Here is a 1,388-nt window from a genome sequence, read left to right on the forward strand (position 1 = left end):
TGACTAGTCCTAAATAATCGATACAGATTATTAAACAAAAATAATTAATTAAACACTTGCTGGATCGTTCTTGCAAGTGTTTTTTCTTTTATAGGTTCTCATCTTAATTTTACTTTGCTGATGCATTTGATTTGGTGTTAGCATATAATTGGAGTAATGAGGTCTTTTTTGATTATAGATTTCAATAGCATCTTTAACCAACAACTTCATAATTGGAAGGTCTTTGTTGAATTTATCAATATCAAATTCTTGTTTTAAAATCCCATTTATTCTTTCTGCTACTGCATTTTCATAAGGATCTGAGTTTTGTGTCATGCTACACTTTATAAGGCTTTTCTTGAGTAGTTTTTGATAATCATGGGCACAATATTGCACTCCTCTGTCAGAATGATGTATTAATGTTAAACTTTTGTCCTTTCTTAGTTTTATCGCGTTTTCCAATGCTATTAAGCTACTTTCTGTATTCATATTATCAGCTACATTAAACCCCATTATTTTTTTAGAATAAGCATCAGTTACCAAGCTTAAGTAACACGGATTTTCTCTTTTTCCAATATAGGTTATGTCTGAAACCCAAACTTGTTCCGGACGTTTTATTTCTAATTCCAGAATCTGATTTTGATGTTTTCTAAAGCGATGATGCGAGTTGGTTGTAATATGATACGAACGCTTTGGAACAATCAATAAATGATTAGCTCTTAGGATACTGATAAATTTATCTCTTCCGACTTTTAGTTGCTTTAATTCGTTATTTAAAAGAAAATAGAGTTTTTTTGCTCCAATCCTGGGCATCGTCTGCCTGATTGTTATAACCATAGCGACTATCTTAGAAGCCTTGGATTGTCGTGCTTCTCTTCTTTTTATTTTTCGATAATAAACCTGTCTGTCTATCCCGAACAAAGTACAGGTAAACATTACTGTTTCTTGTTGCTCTTGTTTGAATTGGTCGATTGTTCGGGTGATGAGTTTTTTCTGATGTCAATTTGATATTCTTTTTCTGCAATATCAATCATCATATCAAAGATGATCGCTTTCTTATCCGCTACATAAGCTTCTCTCTCTAGCAATGCTTTCTGCTTTTCTAACAACATGACTTGTGCTTCAAGTTCCATTATTTTTTGTTCAGGTGATTTTGGCATATTTGATGGTGTTTGATTATCCCAATCAAAGTTACCAAATTTCCGAAGCCATTGCACAATTGTCGAGCGTGACTGAATACCGTAAACTTTTTTGACTTGCGAAATAGACATCTTCCCCTGTTCTATGTCTTGTACAATCTGTAATTTAAAAGACATCGTGTAGTCTTTTTGGGTGCGCTTTAAGTAGCGTGATTCTTGAGGGTTTTCCATAAGGATACTTTTTGTGTATCGCTATTTTAGGACGGGACA

Annotated in this window: 2 protein-coding genes; both read right to left on the reverse strand. The window is 33.4% G+C overall.

The window, feature by feature from the left end; all coding sequences use genetic code 11:
- Positions 1 to 48: 48 nt before the first annotated feature.
- Complete coding sequence (locus G9Q29_RS14810; protein ID WP_205729873.1) at positions 49 to 915, reverse strand: IS3 family transposase; 867 nt, start codon at positions 913 to 915, stop codon at positions 49 to 51.
- Positions 915 to 1,349, reverse strand: coding sequence for a helix-turn-helix domain-containing protein (locus G9Q29_RS14835; protein WP_205729874.1), 435 nt, complete (start codon positions 1,347 to 1,349; stop codon positions 915 to 917). Before G9Q29_RS14835 ends, G9Q29_RS14810 begins: the two co-directional genes overlap by 1 nt.
- Between the last annotated feature and the right edge of the window lie 39 nt (positions 1,350 to 1,388).

Source organism: Flavobacterium turcicum (genome assembly GCF_011365745.1).
GTDB classification, from domain to species: Bacteria; Bacteroidota; Bacteroidia; order Flavobacteriales; family Flavobacteriaceae; genus Flavobacterium; species Flavobacterium turcicum.